The organism is Pseudomonas sp. Soil_N_39 (assembly GCF_057655955.1).
The window spans coordinates 1-24686 of record NZ_JBDGLI010000013.1; the positions used below are offsets into that span (position 1 = coordinate 1).

The window sequence follows — 24686 nt, forward strand, 5'->3', positions numbered from 1 at the left end:
GGCTGACACACCGCTTTCGCGAGCAAGCCCGCTCCCACAGTTGTTTTGGGTTGGTTTCAGCATTTGCATACGCCACAGAACCCTTGTGGGAGCGAGCTTGATCGCGATAGCGGAGTGTCAGTTAATGATAATGTCGACTGACCCGACGCCATCGCGAGCAAGCTCGCTCCCACAGTTGTTTTTGGGGTGGTCTCAAGAATTGCATACACCACAAATCCCTTGTGGCGAGGGAGCAAGCTCCCTCGCCACGGGGTAGTTGTCTGGCTTGATTGCGGTGTTGATCACTCCGCCAACAACACCGCCGCATCGAAGCCCACCCGCAAATTGCCCCAATGACGGCCGTCAAAGAAGAACGGGACGTCGATCTCGGTCATGATTTCCCCGGTATCGCGCAGGTAGGTCTGCAGCAGGAAGCGCTGGACGTTGCCCGCCGCGCGCAGGCCGATCGGGTCGTTGAAGATTCGCTTGTTGCGGCACACCGGCAAATCCACTGCCCGGTCGCCGGTCGGCGGCTTGGAGACCCAGCTGTTGTTCACCGGGCAATAGCCCTTGCTGTCGACAATGAACGAAACCTTGCCACCCGGCGTGCTGCGGGTGAGTTTGTCGCATTCTTCCTGGCAGACCTGGGCAAAGCGTTCGGTGTAGCTGGCCATGTACTGCTTGGGATCGGTGCCGGGAATCAGTTGGTAATTCTGATCGAACAGGTTCAGGCCTTCGCGTTGCAGTGCTTCCAGGCGAACCTGTAGGGTGTCGCGGCACTCGCTGGCGCGGGTGATGGCGGCATCCAGCTTGCCGTGGCCGAGTACGAAGCGACCGAGCAGCGCCTGGACCTTTTCGGCCACGCCGGACAGGTCGCGGGTGGCCGTTGCCGAATGCTGCATGCGCTGGTCGATCAACTGGCTGTCGGCATGAATCTGGGTGACCCGATCATTGATCCCGGTGTTGCTGGCGGCGAATTGCTGGATATGGGTGGCGATGTCCGCCAGCTTGCCGTTGGTGGATTCGAAATCGCCGATCATGCTCTCAAAATGGCCAGAGGCGCGTTCCACCACTTTCTGGGTTTCCCGGGCGCTGTGGCTGATTTGCGTGGTCTGTTCGTGAGTGGAACTGACTTCATCGAGCATGGCGTCGATGTTGCGCGAGATATCATCGGTGGCCCGGCTGACGTTTTGTGCCAGGGTCCGCACTTCATCGGCCACCACCGCGAAGCCACGGCCGCTTTCGCCGGCCCGGGCGGCTTCGATGGCGGCATTGAGTGCCAGCAGGTTGGTCTGGGCAGAGATCTGCTGGATCAACCCGACAATCGACTTGATGCTCGAGGAACGCTGGTTCAGGGCGCTCACCAGGGTGGAAAATTCACCGAGGCTGCTGGAAATCTCACTGATGTTGCCGGTCACTTCCAGTAGCTCGGCGTAGGAATCGCGAGCCATGCTCAGGTTCTGGGCGGTGGTGCTGGAGATGCCCTGGGTCTGGCGCGAGACTTCTTCGATGCGGCCCACGGCGGTGTTGCTCTGGTCCATCACTTCCTTGGCGAAGCGGGCCTGGTGGGTGGCGCTGTCGCTGGAGTCGCTGATGTTCTTCAGCGAGCGGGCCGATTCGACGGCGATGTGCACGGTCAGCGCCTGGACGTTGCTGATGATCTCCCGCTGCTTGGCCAGGAATCGGTTGCAGGTGCCGGCCAGCGTGCGGATCTCGTCGTGAGTCACCAGCGGCAGGTCCTTGGACAGATCGCCTTCGCCGTTGGCGATCTCTTCCAGGGCCTTGGTCATGGCGGTGACGGGGCGCACGATGAGATGACGGAAATACCAGACCATGAAGCTGATCATGCCCAGCGTCAGGACCGCGCCGAAGAGCAGGGCATGGGTCAGGCTATCGAGCCGGTCTTCGATCTGCCCCAGCAATGCGCCGTCCAACTGCGCGTTGCGCAACAGCAGCAAAATCTCGGCGCGGGCGCTGAGGGCTACCCAATAGAGCAAGCCACTGACCAACACCAACAGGAAAAGGCTCGACAGCTTTTTGGTGAGGGTATCGAAAAACTGCATTTCGATAGACTCGTACAAGGCCTTTAACGTCTGCATGCCGCTGCTCCTGGGCAAAAAAATCTCTTAATGGAATACATTCGACCGCGAGCGCCAAAGCTTTAGGACGGTAGGGCGATTTGATATCACTCCGGCATCTAGATGCTGTTTAGCGCTCCCTGTGGCGATTAGGCAGGGATGTCAATGCTTAATGGCGCGAATTAGACGAAAGTCGTACTAGCGTCATGCCCAGTGACTGCTACGGTTTGAAGTGCAAAACAATAAAAACAAACGGGAGGGCACCTCCATGTCCACTGAAAAGCAACAGGCTGCGCGCGCCTACTGGAAGGAAAACCTACGCTGGATGGTGATATTGCTGGCCATCTGGTTTCTGGTGTCCTTCGGCTTCGGTATTTTGTTGGTTGATGCACTCAACACCGTCAGTTTCTTCGGTACCCCCTTGGGGTTCTGGTTTGCCCAGCAGGGTTCCATCTACGTCTTTGTGCTCGAGATCTTCTTCTATGTCTGGAAGATGAATCAGCTCGATCGCAAATATGATGTTCACGAAGACTGAGGGCGGCGCACATGGACACAAAAACCCTGATCTATCTGGTCGTAGGCGCCTCCTTTGCGTTGTACATCGCGATTGCAATCTGGACGCGTGCCGGTTCCACCAGCGAATACTACGTCGCCAGCAAGGGCGTGCATCCGGTGCTCAACGGCATGGCCACCGGTGCGGACTGGATGTCGGCGGCATCGTTCATCTCCATGGCCGGGATCATTGCCTTTGCCGGTTACGATGGTTCGGTCTACTTGATGGGCTGGACCGGTGGCTACGTGCTGTTGGCAATGTGCCTGGCGCCGTACCTGCGAAAATTCGGCAAGTTCACCGTACCCGAGTTCGTCGGGGCGCGTTATTACTCGCAGACGGCGCGGGTGGTGGCGGTGATCTGCGTGATCTTCATCTCCTTTACCTATGTGGCAGGGCAGATGCGCGGCGTCGGGATCGTCTTTTCCCGTTACCTGGAAGTGGATATCAACGTCGGTGTCATGATCGGCATGGCCATCGTGTTCTTTTATTCGGTATTGGGTGGCATGAAGGGCATCACCTACACCCAAGTGGCGCAGTATTGCGTGATGATCTTTGCCTACATGGTGCCGGCGATTTTCATCTCGATCATGATCACCGGCAACCCGATACCGCAGTTGGGCTTTATCAGCGAGGCCGCCGGCTCGGGGCAGAGCGTGATCGAGCGGCTCAACGGTTTGGGCGCTGAATTGGGCTTCACCGCCTATACCAATGGCACCAAGTCGACCATGGATGTGTTTTTCATCACCATGGCGCTGATGGTCGGCACCGCGGGCCTGCCTCACGTGATCGTGCGGTTCTTTACCACCCCCACCGTTCGGGATGCACGCAAGTCGGCAGGCTACGCATTGCTGTTCATCGCCATCCTCTACACCACCGCGCCGGCCGTGGCGGCGTTCGCGCGGACCAATCTGCTGACCTCCATCCCTAACGTCAGTTATGCCACCGCGCCGGCCTGGTTCAAGGCCTGGGAAAACTCCGGGCTGATTGCGTGGGCGGACAAGAACAACGACGGCATCATCCAATACAGCCCGGGTGCGGCCCTGGTCGGAGCGCCGAGTTTTACCGGTGAGCGTGGGGCGCATGAGCAACGATTGCTCACGAACCAGCTCTCGCCGGTGCCCAATGAACTCTATGTCGACAACGACATCATGGTGCTGGCCAACCCCGAGATCGCCGGCCTGCCGGGGTGGGTGATCGCGTTGATCGCGGCCGGTGGCCTGGCGGCGGCGCTTTCGACGGCGGCGGGGTTATTGCTGGTGATCTCCACCTCGATTTCCCATGACCTGCTCAAAAGCAACATCATGCCCAGGATCAACGAAAAGCAGGAGTTGCTCGCAGCACGCATTGCCGCCGGTGTGGCGGTGCTGATTGCCGGATTGTTTGGCATCTATCCACCCGCATTCGTCGCCCAGGTGGTTGCGTTCGCCTTCGGGTTGGCGGCGTCTTCGTTCTTCCCGGTCATTGTCATGGGGATCTTCTCCAAACGCATGAACCGCGAAGGCGCGATCGCCGGGATGATCGTCGGGCTGACCTTCACGTTCACTTACATCGTCTACTTCAAGTTCATCAACCCGACGATGAACACGGCTGAACATTGGTGGCTGGGGGTTTCCCCTGAAGGCATCGGTACGTTGGGCATGCTCTTCAACTTCCTGGCTGCTGTGGTGGTGTCACGTTTTACCGCACCGCCACCGGAGCACATCCAGCACCTGGTCGAAGACATCCGCGTACCGAGAGGAGCCGGTGCCGCCATCGACCACTGACCGCACCCGCCCGAGACTGGGAGGGAAGCATCAAGGGTGCCGGACTTATCATCCGGCGCCCTTTTTTGTGCGCAGAGTCAAGCAGGGAGATGTTAGAAAGATTTACTGGGAATCATTCTCAAAGTATATTCGCTCTCATTACTATCCCTCTGTGAGTGCGCGTCTTGAATCGTTCCACCCCTCTCACCTACCGCAATGCCCTCGTCAAATGTGTTTTACCTGCGCTGTCCTGCTGTTTCATGGCAAGCCCCTTGAGGGCACAAGACACTCTGGAGCTGCCCACCACCAACGTGCAGGGCAGTCGTGTCACTCAGGACGAGGGCTATACGACGTCGCAAGCCAGCACGGCGAGCAAGAGCGATGTACCGATCAAGGAAGAGGCGCAATCGATCAACGTGGTGACCCAGCAGACCCTGGCCGACTACCAGGTGCGCTCGCTGAACGACGCGATGAAGTTCGTCAGCGGCGTCAGCCAGGGCAACACCTTGGGCGGCTCGCGGGACTCGCTGGTCAAGCGCGGGTTCGGTACCAACGACGACGGCTCGATCCTGCGCGACGGCGTGCGTTCGAACCTGGGGCACAACTTCAGCGCTACCACCGAACGGGTCGAAGTGCTCAAGGGCCTGGCCTCGATGCTGTACGGCGCGCTGGAGCCCGGCGGCCTGATCAACGTCATCAGCAAGAAACCGGAATATGTTCAAAGCACCACGTTGAGCGGCTCGGCCTACAGCGAAGGTGGCGGCACCATGGCCTTGGACACCACCGGGCCGCTGGGCGACACCGGCCTGGCCTATCGACTGATTGCCGAGCGTAAGCATGAGGATTACTGGCGCAACTACGGCGTCAATGAGAGCACCCTGGTGGCGCCGTCCCTGGCGTGGACGGGGGAACGGGCTTCGTTGAACCTGAGTTATGAATACAACGAATATTCAAATCCGTTTGATCGGGGAACGATATTCACCGATGGGCATCCGGCCGATATCGACTACGACAAGCGTCTTGATGAGCCTTGGGCCAAGAGCGTCGGTATTCGCGAAACGGCCACGGCACGGTTCGAGTATGAGCTGAGCGAGGCGTGGAAGACCCGCGTGACTTATGGGTGGAACAATGATCGGTACAGTCTTTCGATCGCGCAGCCGAGCCTGTCGAAAACCGGTGTTTTTCAGCGAGCCGCCAACGGCGCGCACTACGACGACGAAACCCGTTATGCCAGTTGGGATTTCATGGGCAAGCAAGAGTTGCTGGGCCAGCGTCATGACTTGTTGATCGGCGTCGATAATCAGGTTTCCGATCAGTTTCGTGGCAAGACTTACCGTGGAAAGGCTCAAGCTGGTTTCGATATCACGTCGCCGGTTTATGGCGGTTTGGCTGAGCCCAGTGTGATCAGTACAACTCAAAGTGATCTACGCAATCAGTTGAACTCCAGTTCTGTCTATTTGAAGGACAACTGGCATCTCGATGATCGCTGGATATTGGTATTGGGCGGTCGTTATCAGCACTACGATCAATACAGCGACCAAGGGCTTGGTAAGGACTACGAAGTCAATCGCGATGACAACGGCGACGCCTTCGTACCGTTCCTCGGCTTGGTCTACAAAGCCACCGATACCCTGTCGCTGTACGGCAACTACAGCCGGTCGTTCAAGCCCAATGACACCGTGGATGACGCCGGCAATACCTTCGATCCGGAAGAGGGTCGCAGCTATGAAATCGGCGCCAAGTACGATCCGCTACCAGGCCTGAACATCAACCTCGCGTTGTTCGACATCGTCAAGAAAAACGTCGTGACGTCCTCCACGGTCAATGGCGTGACGCTGTCGGAAGCCGCCGGCAAAGTCGGCTCCCAAGGCCTGGAACTCGACATCACCGGTCGCCTCGCCGACCGCTGGGACCTGATCGGCACATACGCCTATACCCACACGGAAATCCTCGACGATCCGGACGACGAAGGCCATCGTCTGGCCGACGCCCCCAAACACACCGCCAGCCTGTACCTGTCCCACCACCTGAACGTGCCTGCCGAATTCGGTACCTGGCACGCCGGTGCCGGTGCGCGTTATGTCGGCGAACGCGCCGCCAACAACGCCAACGATTTCTGGCTGAGCAGCTACACCGTCGCCGACGCCTTCCTGCGTTGGGAGTCGCCGGTGTTCGGGCACAAGACGTCGTTGCAGCTGAATGTCGACAACCTGTTCGACAAGCAGTACTACCCGTCTTCCACTGGCAGCGAGGTGCAAGTCAATGTCGGTGAACCACGTACCGCTCGCCTGAGTGCCAGCGTAACGTTCTGATCCATTCAGAAAACAAAATGCCCGGACTTTGAAGTCCGGGCATTTTTTGTGGGATCACCTTCACATTTCGGTCGCCATCGCGAGCAAGCTCGCTCCCACATTGGCTGCGGGTGCTCATCCAGTTTGTGTTCGCCATGAATCCCCTGTGGGAGCGAGCTTGCTCGCGATGGCGGTTCAATTGACTGACCAGAACAGGCGCTCCCGCTATCAGACTTCAAGAGCTGCGGATCACCGAAACGCCGGCACTACCTGCTGGATGAACAGCTCCAGGGATTTTTTCTTCTCGGCATGGGGCAGGCTGTTGTCACACCAGAAGCTGAATTCATCCATCCTCAGTTCCTGGTAATACTTGATCCGCTCGACGACCTGCTGCGGGGTGCCGATCATGGTGTTCTTGCGGATGTTTTCCAGCTGGAATTCCGGGCGCTCGGCGAACTTTTCTTCCGGGCTTGGCGCCAGGAAGCCGTTGACCGGCACTTGCTTGTTGCCGAACCAGGCATCGAAGGTGCGATAGAACTTCGAGATCGCCTGGGCGCCGACCTTCCAGCCTTCGAGGTCATCCACTCCATAGACGTGTGATAGGGCTGCTTCGCAGCCCAGCGGGAGCAAGCTCCCTCGCCACGAATATTCATCACCCCGAAGTCCGGTGTGTCAGCTATCGTTGGGTTAATCCCGGCGTTTGAGCGGTGGGTATAAATTTCCCCTTTTCAGGGCATTCGACGCCGGCATCCCGCCTGCGTGCACCGATTCGACCCGTTTGTGGCATTGACGCCGGGAACTGAAATAAACGTTTCAGCCTTCAAACAGTTTTTCGTCGCAAAATCGAAAATAAATTTCGCTTTTCTGTCGTTCTGCGATGGTTTTTCCAGCATTGGTGCGATGCACCGCACTTAGGCACAGCCCTTGCTAAGACTCCAGAACCACAGAGCCAGCCAGAGGTATTCGATACGTAGATAAACAGGGGGGCGCACGTCATCCGGACGCAAAGGCCTGATCAGAGACCCATGCCGAAGAGGTATTCAAGAGAACCAGGGCTCATAAAAAGGCAAGGCCGCACTGAGTGGAATGACGACGTAATAAGAAATGCCGTGTACGACACGGCTGGGAGTTGGCTATGCCCCACGCTTTTTTTAATGAAATGTATGACGCCCAGGGTGACTGCCGCCCGCATTACCAAGCCTTCTCGCGCTGGCTGGCGGACACACCGCTTGAACTGCTCGAACAACGACGCCGCGAAGCCGACCTGCTGTTCCATCGCGCCGGTATCACCTTCACCCTCTATGGGGACGAGCAGGGCACTGAACGGTTGATTCCGTTCGACATCATCCCGCGCAGCATCAAGGCCAGTGAATGGCAAATGGTCGAACGTGGCTGCATCCAGCGGGTCCAGGCCCTGAACATGTTCCTGGCCGACATCTACCATGGGCAGCACATCCTCAAGGAAGGGATCATTCCTGCCGAACAGGTGCTCGCCAACGAGGGTTACCAGATTGCGATGCAGGGCCTGAACCTGCACCGGGGCATCTACGCCCATATCGCCGGTGTCGACCTGGTGCGCGACGGTGACGGCAGCTACTACGTGCTGGAAGACAACCTGCGCACCCCCAGCGGTGTGAGCTACATGCTCGAAGACCGCAAGATGATGATGCGCCTGTTCCCCGAGCTCTTCGCCGCCCAGCGCGTGGCCCCCATCGATCACTACCCGAACCTGTTGCTCGATACCCTCAAAAGCTCCAGTCCCCTGGAAAACCCCACCGCCGTGGTGCTGACCCCGGGACGCTTCAACAGTGCCTATTTCGAACACGCGTTCCTGGCCCGTGAAATGGGCGTGGAGCTGGTGGAGGGGGCCGATCTGTTCGTGCGCGATGACCACGTGTACATGCGCACCACCGCCGGCCCCCGGCAGGTGGACGTGATTTATCGTCGCCTTGACGATGCCTACCTCGACCCGCTGTCGTTCAACCCCGATTCGATGCTGGGCGTGCCCGGGCTGATCGCTGTTTATCGTGCAGGCAACGTGGTGCTGGCGAACGCGGTCGGCACGGGCGTGGCCGATGACAAGTCGATCTACCCCTACGTCGACGAGATGATCCGCTTCTACCTCACCGAAGAGCCGATCCTGAAGAACGTGCCCACCTGGCAGTGCCGCAAACCCCAGGACTTGTCCCATGTGCTGGCCAACCTGCCCGATCTGGTGGTCAAGGAAACCCAAGGCTCCGGCGGCTACGGCATGTTGGTCGGCCCTGCGGCCACTGCGGCGGAAATCGAAGACTTCCGTACACGCCTCAAGGCCCGTCCCGAAGCCTACATCGCCCAGCCAACCTTGAGCCTGTCCACGTGCCCGACGTTTGTCGAGAGCGGCATCGCACCGCGCCACATCGACCTGCGTCCGTTCGTGCTGTCAGGCAAGGAAACCCGCCTGGTGCCCGGCGGGCTGACCCGCGTGGCGCTGCGCGAAGGATCGCTGGTGGTGAATTCGTCCCAGGGCGGCGGCACTAAAGACACTTGGGTAGTGGAGGACTAAGACATGCTTTCAAGAACTGCTTCGGACCTCTATTGGATGTCCCGCTACCTGGAGCGCGCCGAGAACCTGGCGCGCATGCTCGAAGTCAGCTACTCGCTGTCGCTGATGCCCCAGGCCGGGCGCAGCGATGGCCACGCCGAGCTGGCGATGTCACTGCTGGCGGCCGGCACGCTGGACGACTACAACGCTCGTTATGACGCGCTCAACACCGAGCGCATGCTGCATTTTTTTGCCCTGGACGAAACCAACCCCGGCAGTATCTACAGCTGCCTGCGAGCCGCGCGGACCAATGCCCATGCCGTGCGCGGGCGCATCACCGCCGACATGTGGGAAAACATCAACGCCACCTGGCTGGAAATGCGCAACATCGCCAGCAACGGTCTGGGGCGCTATGGCATCAGCCATTTCTGCGAGTGGGTCAAGGAGCGCTCGCACCTGTTCCGTGGCGCGACGTCGGGCACCATCATGCGCAACGATGCCTACTGTTTCATTCGCCTGGGGACCTTTATCGAGCGGGCGGACAACACCCTGCGCCTGCTGGACGCCCGCTACGAGATGTTCGGCGAGGAGTCGGAGGAGGTCAGCGACAATTCGGCCCGCGGCTATTACCAGTGGAGCGCCTTGCTGCGCGCGCTGTCTTCGTTCGAGGCGTTCAACGAGATCTACCGCAACGCGCCCAATGCCGAGCAGGTGTCCGAGATGTTGTTGCTGCGGGCCGACGTTCCGCGTTCGCTGCATGCCTGCATCGAGGAACTGGACCATATCCTCGCCAGCTTGCCGGGCAACAATGGCCGGCCGGCGCAACGCCTGGCCGCCGAGCTGAACGCGCGCCTGCGCTATTCCGGAATCGACGAGATCCTGGCGTCGGGCTTGCACCAATGGCTGACTGATCTGATTGGTCAGATCCGCCACTTGGGCCAGACCGTCCATGAGTCTTACCTGGAGGTCGTATGAAACTGTCCATACGCCACGACACTACTTACAGCTACGCCGATGAAGTCTGCACCAGCATCCAGTTTCTGCGCCTGACGCCCCGGGACACTCAGCGCCAGCGCATCCTGGAATGGCACCTGGAGCTGCCGCGGTTGGTGCGTAGCCAGGTCGACCCTTATGGCAACATCCTGCACGTGATGACCATGGACGAACCCCACGGCGCCTTGGTGCTGACGGCTTATGGTCAGGTGGAGATCGATCAGACGGTGGAGATGGAGGGGGACAGCCAATCGCCGTTGCCGTTCCTGCGTACCAGCCGTCTGACCCAGGCGGATGACGTGCTCAGTGCCTTCGCCGTGGAGCAATGCGGAGCCCGGCGTGATCGAGCGGCGCTGACCGACTTGATGAATGGTCTGGCCGCCCGCATGCCCTACAGCCCGGGCACGACGGCTGTCAGCAGCACCGCCGCCGAGGCGTTTGCCGGGGGGAGCGGGGTGTGCCAGGACCACACCCATGCGTTCCTGGCCTGCGCGCGTAGCCTGGGGATCCCGGCCCGCTACGTCTCCGGATACCTGTGCACCGAAGACGAAAGCCACCTGGCGAGCCACGCCTGGGCGGAAGCCTGGCTGGACGACGGCTGGTACAGCTTCGACGTGACCAACCGCCTGACCCGCCCTGACCGCCACCTGAAACTGGCGATCGGCCTGGACTACCTCGACGCCTGCCCGGTCCGGGGCATGCGCCGGGGTGGCGGGGCGGAACAGATGCAGGCGCGGGTGCAGGTGAGCTCGATGGTGCAAGTGCAGCACCAATAACAGCACAGGCCTCATCGCCAACACCCGATCCCCTGTGGGAGCGAGCTTGCTCGCGATGAGGCCGGCCCCTTCGGCATTAATGCAACCTGACCCTCCGCCATCGCGAGCAAGCTCGCTCCCACACCGGAATGGGTGGTGGACACAAATCTTGTATCCACCCGAGAACCCTTGTGGGAGCGAGCTTGCTCGCGAAGACGGCAGCCCATCCAACATCCCCGCCAACTGACCCATCGCCATCGCGAGCAAGCTCGCTCCCACACTGGAATGGGTGGTAGACACAAATCTTGTAACCACCTGAGACCTCCTGTGGGAGCCGAGCTTGCTCGCGATGGCGGTCGCCCGGCCAACATCGCCGCAAGCTGACCCACCGCCATCGCGAGCAAGCTCGCTCCCACACTGGAATGGGTGGTAGACACAAATCTTGTAACCACCCGAGAACCCTTGTGGGAGCCGAGCTTGCTCGCGATGACGGTCGCCCGGCCAACATCGCCGCAAGCTGACCCACCGCCATCGCGAGCAAGCTCGCTCCCACAAAACCCTCACGCCTCTACACCCTCAAAAATGAAGCTTTCATGACAAAAGTTCGGTAGCACATCGCCATTCCCGTCATGCCTGTGTGACGTGTTCGAGGGGACCTTTCAGGTCGTTTGGAGCCGGGGCGCGAAGCCGGGAGTGAGGCGATGGGGACTATGGAACGTTATTCGAAAGTGGGCATGCAGGAGCTTGACCAGCGGCTGTCGAAGATCGTCGAGGCGGCGCGCAAACAGCCGGTCTCGGTGTATCGCTACGGTGCGCCGTGGGTCTGGATTGTTTCCCAGGATGACTGGCAGGGCGCGCTCAAGGAAGTGTCCAGCTACATTCCGCAAGGCCATTCACTGGTCTTGCTGCGTCCGCAGATCGACGACCTGCTGGATGACCATCGCGATGTGCTGCAAGGCCTCAACGCCGGTGCCCAGATGCTGATCGCGCCGCAAACCGCCATGCACATCCTCTTGCTGCAACTGCTCTATTCGGTGCCCAGCGAGCAGCAACTCTACGAACAACTCAATTACAACCTGCTGTTCCGCTGGTTCGTCGGCCTGGATCTGAACCAGAAGGTCTGGAGTTTCAACGTCCTGAGCAGAGACCTCGCCACGCTGCTGGGCGATGCACGGGCGGTGCGGCTCATCCAGAAAATCATCGGTGAAGTGTTCTGTGGCGCCTTGCTGCAAATGCCGGAGTTCTCCTTGAACTTCGCGCTGCTGCACACCTGGCTGGCCCGGCACGCCACAACATCGACCATAAGCAATTGAGCCGTACTTTGAATTCAGGGGGTGATGTGGAGCATTTCTTCAAATCGCGGCCGGCGCTGTGGGGCTGGCTGTTGCTGGCGGTCGGGGGGCCGTCCGCGTTGGCCGCCGAAGGAGGGCAGGAGGCCGAAGCGGCGCCGGCGCGCCTGGTGGACGTGAACGAGTATTTCGTGCGTGGCAACACCGTGCTCGATGCCCGGGCCATCGAGGAAGCGGTGTACCCGTTCCTCGGTCCGCAAAAGGCCTTGAGCGACATCGAAGGCGCCCGGGAAGCCCTGCAAAAAGCCTATCAGACCCGTGGTTATCAATCGGTGTTCGTCGAACTGCCGGAGCAGAAAGTCGAAGACGGCATCGTCTACCTGCAAGTCAGCGAGACCAAGATCGGTCGGGTGCGGGTGGTAGGGGCCAAGCACTATTCGCCCGTTGAAATCCGCGATGATGTACCAGCGCTGAAGGAAGGCGAAGTACCGGATTTCGCCCGGGTCCAGGCAGAGCTGGCGCTGTTGAACAAGACCCCGGGACGTCAAGTCATGCCGCTGGTGCGCGAAGGCCAGCGCCCCGGGACCATGGACGTGGATTTGCAAGTCGAAGACCAGAATCCCTGGCAAGCCAGCCTGGGGCTGAACAACGACTACAGTGCCGACACCGAAAAGCTGCGCACGGTCGCCAGCCTGGGCTACAACAACCTCTGGCAACTGGGCCACAGCGTTTCGCTGACTTTCTTCACTGCGCCCCAGGACACCGAAAACGCCAAGGTCTGGTCGGGTTCCTATACCGCGCCGCTGAGCGAACGCTGGAGTGTGCAGTTCTCGGGGTACCAATCCGACAGCAACGTCGCCACCGTCGGTGGCAGCAACGTATTGGGCAAAGGGCATTCCTACGGGGTGTCGGCGATCTACAGCCTGCCGTCCACGGGAGCATGGGCCAACAGCTTTTCGGTCGGGGTGGATTTCAAGGACTTCGAGGAAGAGCTGAACCTGGGCGGCGCCAGCGACAAGGCACCGCTCAAGTACGCGCCGTTCACCTTCGCCTACAACGGCTTTCGCTACACCGAACACAGCCAGTTGGGCCTCGGCCTGAGCCTGGTGGCGGGCACCCGGAGCCTGCTGGGTTATGGCAGCTCCGACGAAGAGTTCGACTACAAGCGCTATCGCGCCAGCCCCAGTTTCGCGGTGCTCAAGGGCGACGGCAATTACACCTTTACCTTCGGCAATGACTGGCAGACCGCTTCCAAGGCGGCCTTCCAACTGGCCTCCGGGCCGCTGGTCTCCAACGAGCAATTCTCCGCCGGTGGCGCCACCTCGGTGCGCGGCTATCTGGCCGCCGAGCGCACCGGCGATGACGGCTACCTGCTGTCCCAGGAGTTGCGCACCCCGTCCCTGGCCAAGTTCCTCGGCAGCTATGTCCAGGAGTGGCGTTTCTATGCCTTCGCCGAAGGTGCGCAGCTGTATTTGCGTGACGAACTGCCCGACCAGGATGCCGACTACAGCCTCGCCAGCGTCGGCCTCGGCACCCGTGCGAGCTTGAGCAAGTGGCTGTCCGGCAGCCTCGATTGGGGCTATCCGCTGCTCGAAGGGCCGAACACCTCGAAACAGGAATCGCGCCTGCACTTCAACCTGCAAGCGACGTTTTGAACCCAGGAGTCATGTCCATGCAACGCTTATTGTTATCCCTGTTTATCTGCCTGGGGCTGGTGCTTCCGGCGACCGCCAACGCCTGGTGGCAGGACGACTGGCACTATCGCAAACAGATTTCGGTGGACACCACGCCCCAGGGCGCCGCCATCGCCCAGGCCTTGGGCCGCACCGCATTGCTGGTGCGCCTGCACACCGGCAACTTCACCTTCGACGGCGTCAAGGACGACGGCTCGGACTTGCGTTTCGTCAGCGCCGACGACAAGACCGTGCTCAATCACCAGATCGAAAGCTTCGACCCGTTGATGGGCATGGCGCTGATCTGGGTCGACGTGCCCAACGTTGAGGGCGGCCAACGTCAGGACCTGTGGATGTATTACGGCAACCAGAAGGCGCCGGCCACGAGCAGCGGCCAGTTGACCTTCGACCCGGACTACACCGCGCTGTACCACTTCGACGGCGCCACCGGCGTGCCGCCCAAGGACACCACGGCCTACGGCAACAATGCCCAAGGCGCGGCCGGCGTGAGCATCGACGGCGTGATCGGGCGGGCCGTGCAGTTCAACGGCCAGCCGCTGTTGCTGCCGGCCAGTCCGTCGTTGCAACACAGTGCCGGCGCGGCGTTCACCTTCAGCACCTGGCTGCGCCAGGACCAGTCCAGCGGCGAGCAACTCATCCTGGCCCGTCGCGAAGCCGCCACCAGCTTGTTGGTTGGGGTCAACCAGGGTGTGCCGTTCGTAGCGATCAATGAGCAGCGCGCGGTCTCGACCCAGCCGCTGAACCCTGGCCAGTGGCAGCACCTGGCGCTGACCGCCTCGGGCGACCGGGTCGTGCTGTACGTCAACGGACGTGAAACCGCGAGCCTCGCCGTGGCGATGCCGGCGTTCAATGCGCCGATAGCCTTGGGCGCTGACGTTGCCGCCGGTGCCTTCGCGCCCTTCAGTGGCGCCATGGACGAAGCGCGCCTGTCCAAGGTCGCCCGCCCGGCGCCGTTGCTGTTGGCCGACGCCAATGCCCAGGGCGCCGAAACGAAACTGGTGGCCTACGGTGTCGATGAAGAGCAGTCGGGCTTTGGTTTCGGCAGCCTGGGCTTTCTGCTCAACGCCGTGCCGCTCGACGCTTGGGTGATCATCGGGGTGCTGGTGCTGATGATGTTCCAGTCGTGGATCATCATGATCCGCAAGAACCGCATGGTCAGCCGCCTCAGCGCCGCCAACGAAGCCTTTCGCGAGCAGTTCGCCAGGATCGGCACGCGCCTGGAAATGTTCGCCGACGACCAGGACCTGGCCCAGCGTCTGCAACATTCGTCGCTGTGGCGCTTGTACCTGGTGGCCGTCAAGGAAATCCGCACCCGTCGCGAGCAGGGTGCTGACACCTCGTCGGTGTCAGCGGCCACCATCGAAGCGATCCGCTGTTCCATGGACGGCGTGCGCACCCGCGAGAACCAAGCGCTGAGTTCGAAGCTCTCGTCCCTGTCCAACGCCATCGCCGGCGGTCCATACATCGGCCTGCTCGGCACCGTGCTGGGGATCATGGTGGTGTTCCTCGGCACGGCCATGGCCGGTGACGTGAACATCAACGCCATCGCCCCGGGCATGGCCGCGGCCTTGCTCGCCACCGCCATGGGCTTGTTCGTCGCGATCCCGGCGTTGTTTGGCTACAACCGCCTGATCACCCGCAACAAGGAAGTCAGCGCCGACATGCGGGTCTTCGTTGACGAGTTCATCACTCGCCTGGCGGAGATGCACGGTGAAGGCCAGTCCGGTGAAGCGGCGCATCGCCGTAATCATCACGCCCCATCGTCCGTACCGGCCTGAGGAAATCGCCATGGCTAGCGTAAACGCTTCACACGATGACGACGATGACGCGGCGGTCGACAGCATCAACATCACGCCGCTGGTGGACGTGCTCATGGTGGTGCTGGTGATGTTCATCCTCACCGCCACGGCCCAGGTGTCGGGTATCCAGATCAACCTGCCCAAGGCCAGCGCCTCGGTGTCGTTGTCCGAGGCCAAGACCAAGGCGATTTCGGTGAACGACGGCGGGCAGGTCTTCCTCGATGCCTATCCGGTGACCCTGGCCGAACTGGAAGAGCGCCTGCGCATCGAGAAGGCCCAGAGCCCGGACTTTCCGGTGATCGTGCGCGGCGACGCGACGGTGCAATACCAGAAAGTCATTGAAGTGCTGGATCTGTTGCGGCGCCTGGAACTGTCCCAGGTCGGTCTCGTGACCGGCAAACCGAGCCAGGGCTGATCATGACCGCCAGACTTCCCATCGATCCGCCCCCGGTGAAGACTTCGCCGCTGCGCCTGCTCAAGTGGGCTGCCGGCCTGCTGCTGGGCGCCGTGGCGGCCTGGCTGCTGTGGCAGTGGGCCAACGACATGAGCGGTGTACGGCGAGAGGCGCCAAAAGTGCCAACCATCATCCCGCTGCCGCCTCCGCCCCCACCGCCGCCGGAGAAACCCAAGGAACCCGAGCCTCAGGTCGAGGAAAAGGTGGTCGAGCCAGAGCCGACCCCGGAGCCCGAAGAGGTCAAGCCCGAAGAAGAAGCACCGCCGTCACCGGTGGATGACCTGGCCAACCCGATGCAAATGGATGGCGATGCCCAGTCCGGCGACGACGCGTTCAACATCGGCGCCGGCAAGGGCGGCGGTATGGCCGGGGCAGGGGGCGGGCGCTTGGGCAATGGCACCTACAGCCAGTTCCTGGCGTTCACCTTCCAGCGTCTGCTGCGGGAAAACCCCGACTTGCGCAGCCTGGCGTTCTCGCTGCAGGCCGATGTCTGGCTCAGTGCCGTGGGCGAAATCACCCGGGTCGAGCTGGTCAAGTCCAGCGGCAACCCGCAAGTGGATGAGCAAGTGATTTCCGCCCTGCGTGCCGCGCCCCATTTGAGTGAACGGCCACCGGCCTCCTTGACCTTGCCCGTGCGCCTGTCCTTGCAGGGACGGCGGCCGGGTTAACCGACTATTTGAAGTTTGCCAACAGGAGTTGTGTGCAGATGATTTCCAATGTGAATCGATTGTCGTGGGCGATCGGCCTGGTAGTCCTGAGCCTGGCCGGACACGCGGCCGCGGCCCCGGCGCCTTCGGAAAACGCCACGATCAATCTGATCCGCCTGCTGGTGCAGCAGGGCGTGTTGAAGCAGGACCAGGCCGACGGCCTGATCGCCCAGGCCGAGCGGGAAGCCGTGCAGGCCCGCCAGGCCGCCACGGCGGTTGCCGCAGCGCCCGCCGGGGCACCGGGGGACGTGCGGGTGCAATACGTGCCGAACATCGTGCGTGAGCAGATCCGCGACCAGGTCAAGGCCGAAGTCATGGCCACCGCCAAGCAGGAAAACTGGGCCCAGCCCAACACCTTCCCGGATTGGGTCTCGCGCATCAGTTTTGATGGTGACATTCGCCTGCGGGATGAGTCGCGCTATTACTCAGGCACCAATAGCAACGAAATCGTCGACTTCGCCCGACTCAATGACAAGGGCCCTTACGATGTCAACCCCAACAGCAGTTCCAGCCTGCCGCCGTTGCTCAATACCCGCGAAGACCGGGAAAACCTGTTCCGCCTGCGCGCCCGCCTGGGCATGAAGGCCGTGATTGCCCCGCAATGGACGGCGGGCATCCGCATCGGCACCGGCTCGGACAACAACCCGGTGTCCACCACTCAGACCCTCGGTGGCGGCTTTGGCAAGAAAGACATCTGGCTCGACCAGGGCTACTTGACCTGGAAGCCCTCGGACGAATTGACCCTGACCGGCGGGCGTTTCGCCAACCCGTTTTTCTCCACCGACCTGTTGTATTCCGGTGACCTGAACTTCGATGGCGTGGCGGCGAATTTCAACCACAAGCTCAATCAGGACTGGGGCGTCTTCGGTACTGTCGGTGCATTCCCGGTGGAGTACACCAACGACACCAGCACCAGCAACGGCAGTGACAAGGAAGAGAGCGAGAACAAGTGGCTGTACGGTGCGCAACTGGGGGCCAACTGGGCCATCAACGACAGCAACCGGATCAAGGGGGCGATGGCCTATTACCGCTTCGACGACATCGAAGGCCAGCGTTCTTCGCCGTGTCAGCCCTGGGCCGGTGATCCAGGTTGCGACAGCGATGGTTCGCGGGTGGCGTTCATGCAGAAGGGCAACACCGTGTTCCTGCTGCGCGACATCACGCCCAACCCCCTCAACCCGTCCACCACGCCACAGCCGCAATACGTCGGCCTGGCCTCGGAGTTCAACCTGCTGGATCTGAACTTCGCGTGGGACACCGATCTGCCTGAAGACCTGAAGCTGCGCAGCCAGGCCCATTATGTTCACAACCTGGGCTACGACGAAGGCGAGATGCGCAAGCGCTCCGCAGGGCAGTTCGCCAACAACCTGGACAGCGATGGCGAGGTGGAAAGCGGTGCCAACGCCTGGATGCTCCAGTTCACCCTTGGCAACTCCCTGGAACTCAAGCGCGAAGGCGACTGGAACCTGTTTGCCGGCTACAAGTACATCCAGCCGGACGCCTTGCCGGACGGCTTCAACGATTCGTCATTCCATCTGGGTGGCACCAACGCCAAGGGGTATTTCCTGGGCGGCAACTATGGCTTGGCGAGCAACGTCTTCGCCACCGGTCGCTGGTTGAGTTCCGAAGCGGTGTACGGCGCGCCGTACGACATCGATGTCTTGCAGCTTGAAATCAACACGCGCTTCTAAGCGCAGGGAGGCCTCATGAAAAGGCGAGCCAAATACCCATGCCCGAGTGCGTTGCTGATATTGGGCCTGTTGCTCAGTGGCATGGCTCACGGCGAAGGCCTGGAAGAGCGGCTGCGGGCACAACTGCGCAGCACCACCGCCCAGTTGCAAGCCCTGCAGAGTGAGCAGGCCCAGGCCAGCGCCGCCCGGCAGGCTGCGGAGAGTCAGGCCAAGGAGGCCCTGGCGCAGATCAAGCAATTGACTGCGCAATTGAGCAAGGCCCAGGCCCTGAACGAGCAACTGGCCGGGCATCAGCAAAACCTGCAAAGCCAGGCCCAGGCCCAGGTGGCGGCCAGCAACGAGCAGGTCGGCAAATTCAAGAAAGCCTACGAGGAATTGTTGACCCTGGCCCGTGGCAAAGAGACCGAGCGGGCGCGTTTGGAAGCGCAATTGAGCGAGCGTGACACACAAGTGCAGCAATGTTCGGTCAAGAATCAGCAGATGTACGAAGTCGCCAAGACACTGCTGCATGCCTACGAAACCATCGATGTGACCGACATCATGAAGATCCGCCAGCCGTTCGCGGCCAAAACCCGGGTGCGTTTCGAAGAGCTGGCCCAAGGGTTTGGCGATGATCTCTACAAGAACCGTTTCGATGCGCCCCAGGCCTCGATCACTCACTGAACAGAACAAGGAAGAATCGAACATGACCTCAATGATTGAAAACGTCGGTGCAAAATCCCTGACCGAGTTGTTGCAGGCCGCGGGCTATCGGGTCAACGAAACCGAGCAGAACGGCATCGTGCAACTGCTCAGTGCCAGCCAGGGCATCGGTTTCGCCGTGCGTTTCGGCAATCCTGCGGCGACGGCGGGGGAATACCTGGACTTCACCTTCAGCTGTGCCTTGCGGGTGCAGGGCGAGTTGCCGGCCGGGTTGGCGGAACTGTGGAATGCCTCGCGGCGCTTTGCCCGGTTGTCGCTGCAAGGCGAGTTCCTGGTGATGGAAATGGACGTGGTGGTTGCGGCGGGCGTGAGTGCCGATCATCTGCGCAGCAATCTGGAACTGTGGGATCGACTGTTGCAGGAGTTCATTGTCTACCTGCGTGAATACAGCCAGAACGCGGCGCGGGTGCAAACCCCGGCCGAGCCTGTTGAGGCGCCCTTGGAGGAGGCCGTCGCATCGTGAAAAAGCCGACCTTCGTCATCAGTGCCGCAGCGCTGGGCCTGATCGCCGTGGCGCTGGTGCTGGGCCTGCGGCCGGGCAGCGATCCGGTCGCCGCGGTGCAGACCGCCAGCGTTGTTGCGGCCGACTCGCCGAGCTTGGCCCGATTGGGCAACCAGCAGGTCAGCCCCGAAGAACTCAAGACCTTGCTGGCCGCACTGGCCCCCGAGGTACGCCAGCAAATGCGTGGCAACCGGGCTGCGCTGGAGGGCTGGATCCGTACCCGCCTGGCGGAAAAAGCCGTGTTGGAGCAGGCCGATGCCCAGGGTTGGCGTCAGCGGCCCGAGGTCGAGCGGCAGACGCGAGCGGCGGCTGAGCAGATCGTGTTTCGTGACTATTTACAGTCGGTCAGCCAGGTGCCGGCCGGGTATCCCAGTGAAGACGAGTTGAAGCAGGCTTACGACGCCGGCAAAGCCAACTGGACCGCGCCGGCGCTGTACCGGGTCAGCCAGATTTTCCTGGCGGCCACCGAGCCGCAAACCGTGGAGGCGGTGCGCCGGCAAGCGCTGGAATTGAGTAAAAAGGCCCAGGCGTCGCCCGCTGAGTTCGGTGCCCTGGCCAGCCGTTTTTCCCAGGACCGCACCAGTGCCGAGCGCGGCGGTGACAGCGGTTTCCAGCCGCTGCAGCAATTGGTTCCGCCCGTGCGTGAGGCGGTGGCACGCTTGAAGGTCGGCGCGGTGTCGGACCCGGTGCAAAGCCCGGCAGGGTTCCATGTCATCAAGCTCACCGAACAACAACCGGCCCGAGAGGCGACCCTGGACGAAGTCCGCGAGCGCCTGACCCAGGCCCTGCGTGCCCAGCGCCAGGAACAGATCGCCAAGGCGTACCTGGACGGCATGCTCGACACGGCAACGTTGAGCATCGATGGCGCGCAGTTGAGCAAGGTGTTGGAGGAGGGGCTTTAACCGCGGCATTTTTTTTGATGTGAACACCTTTGTGAGATGACACCTTTTATGGCGAGGGGATTTATCTGTGGGAGCAAAGCTTGCTCGCGATGCAAACGCCTCGGTTCCCAGGGAGACCGCGTCATCTTCATCGCGGGCAAGCCTTGCTCCCACAGATGAATCCCTTCGCCATAGGGAGCAGCGCTGTATCTGGAACGCCGCGCAGCCCCAAGTATTCGTACAACCGACAGGGAGTCACCCATGACCTTCATCGAGCCCGCAGGACGCCAGGCTGTCACCCCATACCGCACCCCATACCGCACCCCGTTGCGTGCCCCCGACCCGTGGCTGGCCATGGCCGGTGGTATCGAGCCGCAGGTGGCGCAGTGTTTCCTGGTCAGTGCCCGTTGCGGCTGCTTCATGCAAGCGGCCCGCAGCCTCAACGTCAAGGCGACCTGGCTGCGCAAGCAGTTGGCGCAGTTGGAGGCGCGGTTGCAACGTACGCTGTTCAGCTTCCAGGGCAGCGCCTTGACCCTCAGTCGCGAAGGCCGGCAATTGCAGGCGCGCTTGATCAGCCTGGCCCACGAAAGCGCGCCGCCCCTGAACGATCAGCCCTTGATTCGCCTGGCCGTGGCCGAGTCGATTCTGCATGACATTCTCGGGCGCGACCTGATTTCGTTGCTGCGACGCAACGCCAGCGTGCGACTGCAGATCATCACCCTGGACAGCGAACTGGCGCTGCAAGCCGTCAGCGCCGACCTGGTGCTGTGGTTGAGCGATGCCCATGCGTCGGTGCCGGGGCCGAGCTTTGCCACGTTGCCCGCAGATCGATTGGCGCGGCTGGACTATGTGCCGCACATCGCCAAACGTTACTCACGACCGGCCACGCGCCCAGACTGTCTGGACGACCTGAACGACTACATGCTGGTGCAATGGCAGGCGGACCGACACGTGGACGGCTTCGCACCGTGGAATGCCTTGATAGAACAACGTCGGGCCGGTGTGGTGCAGGTGCAATCCTACGAATTGATGCTGGAAATGATTCGCTGCAGCGCCTGCATCGGTCTGTTGCCGCAATACATGAGCCGCTTCGATCGAGGCCTGGTGGCGTTGCCGCAAGTGTTCAGCCTGTCGATGCAGCGGCACCTGTGGATGGCCGTCAATGCCCTGGCCGAAGGTTCGCCAGAGGTGCAGATGCTGCGTGAGCTGATCCACCACACACTGGATGAGCGCCGGGATTGGTTCCAGACCTAGTTGCATCACCATAACCCTGTGGGAGCGAGCTTGCTCGCGATGAGGCCAGCACATTCGGTATCAAAACCACTGCCCCACAGGTTTCCCCCACAGCTTGACGCGGCTTATAGTGCTCGGCCTTGTCGCGCCTCCAGGAAGGAGCCCCCATGTCCGAGTCTTCGATCACCCTAGCACGCTTCACTGAAGCCCACATCGCCGGTGTCACCGCGCTCTACAACGACCCGGCGGTGACTCGCCAGGTGTTGCAAATGCCTTTTCAGTCCACCGAAACCTGGCGCAAGCGTCTGGCGACGGATGACGAGCGCTTGCTGAAACTGGTGGCCCTGCACGCGGGTGAAGTCATCGGCAACCTGGGGCTGGAGCAATTTTCGCGGGTGCGTCGGGCCCATTGCGGCAACCTCGGCATGGGCGTGGCTGTCGCCTGGCAGGGCAAAGGCGTGGGGTCGAGGCTGCTGGCCGCGGCGCTGGACGTTGCGGACAACTGGATGAACCTGCGCCGGGTCGAACTGACGGTGTACGCCGACAACGAAGCGGCCATTGGGCTGTACCGCAAGTTCGGCTTCGAAACCGAAGGCCTGATGCGCGACTATGCCGTGCGTGACGGACGTTGGGTGGACACCCTCGCCATGGCGCGGCTGCGCTGAGAGGTCAGCCACGCAGACAAAGTGGCTTTTACGTACGCCGGCGTCCTGGACCTGTCATCATCCAGCTTCGCAGTACTCCCTAATCGAGGAACGGCCCATGGATGATGTACAGCAATTGGGCGAGATGCTTCGTCACTACGCCGACAGCGAAGCGCACAAGAAACAACTGCACCAGGCCCAGTCGGCGGCTTGGGCAGAGCAGATCAAGGCGCTGTACGGGCAAATCGAGCAATGGCTGGCGCCCGTCATGACGCTCGGCCTGCTGGAACTGAGCCGTGAGACATATGTGGCCCACGGCTCGAACGTTCCGGTAGAAACATCCGCTTTCAAGACCGAAAAACTGACCTTGGCCATTACCGGTAAACCGGTGGAGTTCGTGCCGGATGTGATGGGCGCGGGCGGACTGGTTTCTTTGTCGATCATCGGCCTGACCGCGACCCGTCACGGCAGTATTTCCCTGGTGTGCCAGCCGCCCTCGACGCAATGGCAATGGCGCCGGACCAATGGGTTGAAGGACCCCGACACGTTTGCCTTCGATGCAAACTTCCTCGCACAACAATTACAGAGCCTGATACCCCGCGAGCGCGGCTGAATCACTTGTTCTTTTCAGGGCAGGCAAAAACCTGTCCATTGGCTATACCTGTAGTTCCGGCCCCGCCTCGTGTGGCTTACAGGAGTGACAGCATGAAGTTTTCGTCGATGATCGGCTTTGTTTGCATGGCCTCGCTCGCCTTGACGGGGTGTTCGAGCAAAGTCACCCAGCCGGATGAATATTCCGGATTCCTGGGCGATTACAGCCGCCTCAAGGAAGAGAAGTCGCCGTCGGGGGCCGAGGTCATGCGTTGGGTCGATCCGAAGATTGACCTGGACAAATACACCAGCCTCTATGTCGAGCCGACGCAGCTTTATCCCAAGCCGCAGGCGACCGTGAAGATCCCCCAGGCCACGCTGTCGGGTATCACCGCCTATTACGATCAGGCCCTCATGCGGGAAGCCGGGAAATCCTTGCCCCTGGCGACCGCTCCAGGGCCGGGTGTACTGGTGATACGGGCGGCGATCACTGCCGTCAGTAGCAAGACCGAAGGCTTGAAACCTTATGAGGTGGTTCCGATTGCGCTGGTGGCGGCCGCTGTCAGCACCGCCAGCGGTATTCGCGACCAGGAAACCACCCTGGGCACCGAAGCGGTTTTTCTCGACGGTGGCAATAACTCGGTGGTCGCCCAGGTGGTGCGCAAGGGCACGGGCAAGCCACTGTCCAACGAATCCCAGGTCATGAAGCCCGATGACGTCAAAGGGGTCATCGATGGCTGGGCGTCGGATCTGCATCAGTCGTTTCTGCAGCTCAAGGCCAAATAGCCAGCGCCGTCGCCGGGGTGTCGATGCCATGACTTTTTATGTCCGGCCATAGGTCGCAGGCGTATTTCGTGGTTAACTCCGGCCTCACCATTTTCAAACTGTCAGAAGGAATCCGTTCATGGCTCAAGTCACCCTCAAAGGCAACCCGGTCCAAGTCAACGGCCAGTTGCCACAAGCCGGTTCCAAGGCGCCAGCCTTTTCCCTGGTTGCCGGCAATCTGTCGGACGTTTCCCTGAAGGACTTCGCCGGCAAGCGCAAAGTGCTGAACATTTTCCCGAGCGTCGACACACCGACCTGCGCCACCTCCGTGCGCAAGTTCAATGCCCAGGCCAACGAGCTGAACAACACCGTGGTGCTGTGCATCTCCGCCGACCTGCCATTTGCCCAGGCGCGTTTCTGCGGTGCCGAAGGCCTGGAAAACGTCCAGAACCTGTCCACCCTGCGCGGCGCCGAGTTCATTCAGAACTACGGCGTGGCGATTGCCGACGGCCCACTGAAAGGCCTGACCGCCCGTGCCGTAGTGGTGCTGGACGAAAACGACACCGTGCTGCACAGCGAGCTGGTCAAGGAAATCGCTGAAGAGCCGAACTACGACGCGGCCCTGGCTGTTCTGAAATAAATGGCATGAAATAAGGTATTTATTACAATTGTTAACGGCCTGGCCTTGTCCAGGCCGTTTTCTTTTGTGCTTCAAGGCCTTAGCTGTCTATTCGAAAGGTAAGCCCAACGTAAATTGCCGGTAAAGGCGCTTTGCTAAATACCCGCCAGTGCTTATCGTTCAGCCTCCCGTAAAAGAAG

At 61.1% G+C, this 24686-nt stretch carries 21 protein-coding genes and 1 pseudogene; 20 read left to right on the forward strand and 2 right to left on the reverse strand.

Features of this window, described 5'->3' with window-relative positions; all coding sequences use genetic code 11:
• Positions 1 to 281: 281 nt before the first annotated feature.
• Positions 282 to 2078 (reverse strand): methyl-accepting chemotaxis protein, encoded by a 1797-nt coding sequence (locus AC3A5O_RS19135; RefSeq protein ID WP_487753566.1) that lies wholly within the window; start codon positions 2076 to 2078, stop codon positions 282 to 284.
• Between the two features lie 247 nt (positions 2079 to 2325).
• Here AC3A5O_RS19135 and AC3A5O_RS19140 point away from each other — a divergent pair, with 247 nt between their 5' ends.
• The 3 genes from AC3A5O_RS19140 to AC3A5O_RS19150 all read left to right on the forward strand — a co-directional run bounded on the left by AC3A5O_RS19140 (position 2326) and on the right by AC3A5O_RS19150 (position 6664).
• Positions 2326 to 2592 (forward strand): DUF4212 domain-containing protein, encoded by a 267-nt coding sequence (locus tag AC3A5O_RS19140; protein WP_122564654.1) that lies wholly within the window; start codon positions 2326 to 2328, stop codon positions 2590 to 2592.
• 11 nt (positions 2593 to 2603) lie between these two features.
• Complete coding sequence (locus tag AC3A5O_RS19145) at positions 2604 to 4373, forward strand: sodium:solute symporter family protein (RefSeq protein ID WP_122564653.1); 1770 nt, start codon at positions 2604 to 2606, stop codon at positions 4371 to 4373.
• A gap of 239 nt (positions 4374 to 4612) precedes the next feature.
• On the forward strand, positions 4613 to 6664 hold the full coding sequence (locus AC3A5O_RS19150) for a TonB-dependent siderophore receptor (RefSeq protein WP_487753567.1): 2052 nt from the start codon (positions 4613 to 4615) through the stop codon (positions 6662 to 6664).
• Positions 6665 to 6892: 228 nt separating this feature from the next.
• On the opposite strand, the pseudogene AC3A5O_RS19155 reads toward AC3A5O_RS19150, so the two are convergent.
• Positions 6893 to 7225, reverse strand: a pseudogene (locus AC3A5O_RS19155) (LLM class flavin-dependent oxidoreductase); the annotation flags it as partial.
• 553 nt (positions 7226 to 7778) lie between these two features.
• On the opposite strand from AC3A5O_RS19155, the gene AC3A5O_RS19160 reads away from it, so the two are divergent.
• The 17 genes from AC3A5O_RS19160 to tpx all read left to right on the forward strand — a co-directional run bounded on the left by AC3A5O_RS19160 (position 7779) and on the right by tpx (position 24507).
• A complete protein-coding gene (locus tag AC3A5O_RS19160) occupies positions 7779 to 9188 on the forward strand; it encodes a circularly permuted type 2 ATP-grasp protein (RefSeq protein WP_122564651.1) in 1410 nt (469 codons plus the stop codon).
• Positions 9189 to 9191: 3 nt separating this feature from the next.
• On the forward strand, positions 9192 to 10142 hold the full coding sequence (locus tag AC3A5O_RS19165) for an alpha-E domain-containing protein (protein WP_003201699.1): 951 nt from the start codon (positions 9192 to 9194) through the stop codon (positions 10140 to 10142).
• Positions 10139 to 10936 carry a transglutaminase family protein gene (locus AC3A5O_RS19170; protein WP_122564650.1) on the forward strand — a complete coding sequence of 266 codons (798 nt, stop codon included), beginning with the start codon at positions 10139 to 10141 and terminating at the stop codon, positions 10934 to 10936. The genes AC3A5O_RS19165 and AC3A5O_RS19170 overlap by 4 nt, the downstream gene beginning before the upstream one ends.
• Before the next feature lie 689 nt (positions 10937 to 11625).
• Entirely contained in the window at positions 11626 to 12228 is a 603-nt protein-coding gene (locus AC3A5O_RS19175) for a transposase (RefSeq protein ID WP_436278771.1), read from the forward strand.
• A 68-nt stretch (positions 12229 to 12296) separates the two neighbouring features.
• Positions 12297 to 13859 carry a ShlB/FhaC/HecB family hemolysin secretion/activation protein gene (locus AC3A5O_RS19180; protein ID WP_487753618.1) on the forward strand — a complete coding sequence of 521 codons (1563 nt, stop codon included), beginning with the start codon at positions 12297 to 12299 and terminating at the stop codon, positions 13857 to 13859.
• Positions 13860 to 13876: 17 nt separating this feature from the next.
• Positions 13877 to 15676 (forward strand): DUF2341 domain-containing protein, encoded by a 1800-nt coding sequence (locus AC3A5O_RS19185; RefSeq protein ID WP_305470928.1) that lies wholly within the window; start codon positions 13877 to 13879, stop codon positions 15674 to 15676.
• A gap of 10 nt (positions 15677 to 15686) precedes the next feature.
• Positions 15687 to 16112 (forward strand): ExbD/TolR family protein, encoded by a 426-nt coding sequence (locus AC3A5O_RS19190; RefSeq protein WP_003201710.1) that lies wholly within the window; start codon positions 15687 to 15689, stop codon positions 16110 to 16112.
• A gap of 2 nt (positions 16113 to 16114) precedes the next feature.
• Complete coding sequence (locus tag AC3A5O_RS19195) at positions 16115 to 16819, forward strand: energy transducer TonB family protein (RefSeq protein WP_487753568.1); 705 nt, start codon at positions 16115 to 16117, stop codon at positions 16817 to 16819.
• Positions 16820 to 16857: 38 nt separating this feature from the next.
• The gene (locus tag AC3A5O_RS19200) at positions 16858 to 18549 is read left to right on the forward strand and encodes a putative porin (protein WP_487753569.1); all 1692 of its coding nucleotides are present in this window, start codon (positions 16858 to 16860) and stop codon (positions 18547 to 18549) included.
• Positions 18550 to 18564: 15 nt separating this feature from the next.
• Complete coding sequence (locus AC3A5O_RS19205; protein WP_487753570.1) at positions 18565 to 19212, forward strand: DNA repair protein; 648 nt, start codon at positions 18565 to 18567, stop codon at positions 19210 to 19212.
• A 22-nt stretch (positions 19213 to 19234) separates the two neighbouring features.
• Entirely contained in the window at positions 19235 to 19714 is a 480-nt protein-coding gene (locus AC3A5O_RS19210) for a YbjN domain-containing protein (protein WP_122564644.1), read from the forward strand.
• Entirely contained in the window at positions 19711 to 20655 is a 945-nt protein-coding gene (locus AC3A5O_RS19215; RefSeq protein ID WP_122564643.1) for a peptidylprolyl isomerase, read from the forward strand. Before AC3A5O_RS19210 ends, AC3A5O_RS19215 begins: the two co-directional genes overlap by 4 nt.
• 240 nt (positions 20656 to 20895) lie before the next feature.
• Positions 20896 to 21888 (forward strand): LysR substrate-binding domain-containing protein, encoded by a 993-nt coding sequence (locus AC3A5O_RS19220; protein ID WP_487753571.1) that lies wholly within the window; start codon positions 20896 to 20898, stop codon positions 21886 to 21888.
• A 146-nt stretch (positions 21889 to 22034) separates the two neighbouring features.
• Entirely contained in the window at positions 22035 to 22532 is a 498-nt protein-coding gene (locus AC3A5O_RS19225) for a GNAT family N-acetyltransferase (protein WP_122564641.1), read from the forward strand.
• Between the two features lie 97 nt (positions 22533 to 22629).
• On the forward strand, positions 22630 to 23124 hold the full coding sequence (locus AC3A5O_RS19230; protein ID WP_305470935.1) for a hypothetical protein: 495 nt from the start codon (positions 22630 to 22632) through the stop codon (positions 23122 to 23124).
• A 92-nt stretch (positions 23125 to 23216) separates the two neighbouring features.
• Positions 23217 to 23888 (forward strand): DUF3313 domain-containing protein, encoded by a 672-nt coding sequence (locus AC3A5O_RS19235; RefSeq protein WP_122564639.1) that lies wholly within the window; start codon positions 23217 to 23219, stop codon positions 23886 to 23888.
• Between the two features lie 118 nt (positions 23889 to 24006).
• On the forward strand, positions 24007 to 24507 hold the full coding sequence (gene tpx, locus AC3A5O_RS19240; protein WP_024779993.1) for a thiol peroxidase: 501 nt from the start codon (positions 24007 to 24009) through the stop codon (positions 24505 to 24507).
• The last annotated feature ends 179 nt before the right edge of the window (positions 24508 to 24686 follow it).

Bases quoted from the DNA above. Each gene is read 5' to 3' on its own strand.
- AC3A5O_RS19135 (WP_487753566.1), bottom strand. From the start codon at position 2,078: ATGCAGACGTTAAAGGCCTTGTACGAGTCTATCGAAATGCAGTTTTTC.
- AC3A5O_RS19140 (WP_122564654.1), top strand. From the start codon at position 2,326: ATGTCCACTGAAAAGCAACAGGCTGCGCGCGCCTACTGGAAGGAAAAC.
- AC3A5O_RS19145 (WP_122564653.1), top strand. From the start codon at position 2,604: ATGGACACAAAAACCCTGATCTATCTGGTCGTAGGCGCCTCCTTTGCG.
- AC3A5O_RS19150 (WP_487753567.1), top strand. From the start codon at position 4,613: ATGGCAAGCCCCTTGAGGGCACAAGACACTCTGGAGCTGCCCACCACC.
- AC3A5O_RS19160 (WP_122564651.1), top strand. From the start codon at position 7,779: ATGCCCCACGCTTTTTTTAATGAAATGTATGACGCCCAGGGTGACTGC.
- AC3A5O_RS19165 (WP_003201699.1), top strand. From the start codon at position 9,192: ATGCTTTCAAGAACTGCTTCGGACCTCTATTGGATGTCCCGCTACCTG.
- AC3A5O_RS19170 (WP_122564650.1), top strand. From the start codon at position 10,139: ATGAAACTGTCCATACGCCACGACACTACTTACAGCTACGCCGATGAA.
- AC3A5O_RS19175 (WP_436278771.1), top strand. From the start codon at position 11,626: ATGGAACGTTATTCGAAAGTGGGCATGCAGGAGCTTGACCAGCGGCTG.
- AC3A5O_RS19185 (WP_305470928.1), top strand. From the start codon at position 13,877: ATGCAACGCTTATTGTTATCCCTGTTTATCTGCCTGGGGCTGGTGCTT.
- AC3A5O_RS19190 (WP_003201710.1), top strand. From the start codon at position 15,687: ATGGCTAGCGTAAACGCTTCACACGATGACGACGATGACGCGGCGGTC.
- AC3A5O_RS19195 (WP_487753568.1), top strand. From the start codon at position 16,115: ATGACCGCCAGACTTCCCATCGATCCGCCCCCGGTGAAGACTTCGCCG.
- AC3A5O_RS19200 (WP_487753569.1), top strand. From the start codon at position 16,858: ATGATTTCCAATGTGAATCGATTGTCGTGGGCGATCGGCCTGGTAGTC.
- AC3A5O_RS19205 (WP_487753570.1), top strand. From the start codon at position 18,565: ATGAAAAGGCGAGCCAAATACCCATGCCCGAGTGCGTTGCTGATATTG.
- AC3A5O_RS19210 (WP_122564644.1), top strand. From the start codon at position 19,235: ATGACCTCAATGATTGAAAACGTCGGTGCAAAATCCCTGACCGAGTTG.
- AC3A5O_RS19220 (WP_487753571.1), top strand. From the start codon at position 20,896: ATGACCTTCATCGAGCCCGCAGGACGCCAGGCTGTCACCCCATACCGC.
- AC3A5O_RS19225 (WP_122564641.1), top strand. From the start codon at position 22,035: ATGTCCGAGTCTTCGATCACCCTAGCACGCTTCACTGAAGCCCACATC.
- AC3A5O_RS19230 (WP_305470935.1), top strand. From the start codon at position 22,630: ATGGATGATGTACAGCAATTGGGCGAGATGCTTCGTCACTACGCCGAC.
- AC3A5O_RS19235 (WP_122564639.1), top strand. From the start codon at position 23,217: ATGAAGTTTTCGTCGATGATCGGCTTTGTTTGCATGGCCTCGCTCGCC.
- tpx (WP_024779993.1), top strand. From the start codon at position 24,007: ATGGCTCAAGTCACCCTCAAAGGCAACCCGGTCCAAGTCAACGGCCAG.